Below are 2,088 nucleotides of genomic sequence, written 5' to 3'. Positions count from 1 at the left end.
CCACCACCCCGACCACCCGGCCCCCCGGCGGTGAGCGCAAGGCAGCGCCGCTTGCCGCCCGCCGCCGCGCCCTGACCAGCCGCTACCGGCGCCGCGCCCCCCGCGAGCCGCGCGCCGGCGGCGATCTGTACGTACTGCCCGCCCTCGCCTGCTACGGGGCGCTGCTGCTCTTCCCCTTCGGCCAGAGCGTGTGGCTCTCCCTGCTGCACTGGGACGGGTTCACCGCGGCCACCTGGGCCGGCGGCGCCAACTACCACGACCTGCTGACCGACCCCGAACTGCGCGCCCCGTTCGCCCACGCGCTGCTCCTGCTCGTCTTCTACTCGGCGCTGCCGGTGGCCATCGGGCTGCTCCTTGCCGCCCTGCTGTCCCGGGCCCGGGTGCGCGGCATGACCTTCTTCCGCACGGTCCTCTTCCTGCCCCAGGTGCTCGCCCTGATCGTGGTCGGCGTGGCCTGGCGGTCGATCCTGGCGCCCGACGGGCTCCTCAACGACGTGCTGCGGTCCGTCGGCCTCGGCGCCGCGGCCCGGCCCTGGCTCGGCGACTACGACTGGGCGCTGCCCGCCGTCGGCATCGTCGGCACCTGGGTCGGCACCGGCCTGTGCATGGTGCTCTTCCTGGCCGGCGCCCAGCGCATTCCGCGCGAGTTGTACGAGGCGGCGCGGTTGGACGGCGCCGGCCCGCTGCGCGAGTTCTTCGCCGTGACGCTGCCCGGCCTACGGCCCCAGATCGCGGTCGCGCTCACCCTGACCATCGTGGCCGGGTTGCGGAACTTCGACCTGATCTACATCACCACCAGTGGCGGCCCGGGCAACGCCACCTCCGTACCGGCGTACGAGGTCTACCACCGGGCGTTCGAGACCAACCAGGTCGGCTCGGCCGCCGCCATCGGAGTGACGCTGACGGTGTTGATCTTCGTGCTGACCGTCTGCATCTCCCGGCTCGTCGAAGGGCGAAGGACATGATCTCGCGCACCGAACGGACCCTGACCTACGCGATCCTCGCCCTGTTCACCGTCGTCTCGCTCACCCCCGTACTCGGCATCCTCGCCACCGCACTGGACTCCAGGTCCTCGCTGAGCACCGGCTTCACGCTGCCCACCGACGGGCTGCACTGGAGCAACTTCGCGGACGCCTGGACCCGCGGCCACTTCGGCAGCTACCTGCGCAACTCGGTGCTGGTGGCGCTGACCGTGGTCGCCCTGACCACGGTGCTCTCGGTGGCCGCCGGCTACGCCTTCGGGGTGCTGCGCTTCCCCGGCTCGACGGCGCTGTTCTACCTGTTCGTGCTGGGCCTCGCGGTGCCCCAGGAGGCGCTGGTCGTACCGCTCTACTTCGACCTGCGCCACCTCGAACTCACCGACACCTACTGGGGGCTGATCCTGCCGCAGACCGCCCAGTCGCTGGCGTTCGGCGTGTTCTGGATGCGGACCTACTTCCGGGGCAGCACCCGGGCGGTCATCGAGGCGGCGCGCATCGACGGCGCCAACAGTTGGACCACGCTGTGGCGGGTGCTGGTGCCGATGGCGAGGCCCGCCATCTCCACCATGATCGTCATCGTCTTCATGTGGACCTGGAACGAGTTCCTGATGGCGCTGGTCATGGTGAGCGACGAGGCCCACCGCACGGTCCCGCTCGGCCTCGCCTTCTTCCAGGGCCAGCACAGCTCCGAGACGTCCCTGCTCGCCGCTGCCGCCGTGCTGATCGCCCTGCCCGTGGTGATCGTGTACGTGGCGCTGCAACGCCGCTTCATCGAGGGCATGCTCAGCGGCGCCGTCAAGGAGTAGCCAAGGCGGCGGGCCCATCTGCCACCGGGCGGCAGGCGGGCCCGCCGTTACGGCCGAACGGGGCCAATCTCGGAGCACCGCGCGGCGTCGCCACTCAGATGGGCGCGCGCGAGTGATCATCTGACCCATCGCATGGTGCTATGGGGGGACGGAGGTGCATGACGCGGACGTCCGCGCAGCCGGTCGCGGGCCCGGGGGGGCCGGGGGCGGCGGGGGGGCGGGCCGGGGCCCGCCCCCCCCCCCCGGCCGCGGGGGCCGGGGGGGCCGGGGCCCCCGGCCCCCCGGCGGAGGCCCGGGGGGGG

Annotated in this window: 2 protein-coding genes; both read left to right on the top strand. The window is 72.7% G+C overall.

What is annotated here, in order from left to right:
* Positions 1-71 precede the first annotated feature (71 nt).
* A complete protein-coding gene (locus AAHZ94_RS33155) occupies positions 72-965 on the top strand; it encodes a carbohydrate ABC transporter permease (RefSeq protein WP_349997412.1) in 894 nt (297 codons plus the stop codon).
* Positions 962-1,786 carry a carbohydrate ABC transporter permease gene (locus AAHZ94_RS33150; protein WP_349997411.1) on the top strand — a complete coding sequence of 275 codons (825 nt, stop codon included), beginning with the start codon at positions 962-964 and terminating at the stop codon, positions 1,784-1,786. The genes AAHZ94_RS33155 and AAHZ94_RS33150 overlap by 4 nt, the downstream gene beginning before the upstream one ends.
* Positions 1,787-2,088 lie beyond the last annotated feature (302 nt).

This window comes from Streptomyces sp. HSW2009, from assembly GCF_040240285.1.
Taxonomy (GTDB): domain Bacteria; phylum Actinomycetota; class Actinomycetes; order Streptomycetales; family Streptomycetaceae; genus Streptomyces.
This window is presented reverse-complemented; position numbering and strand designations above follow the sequence as displayed.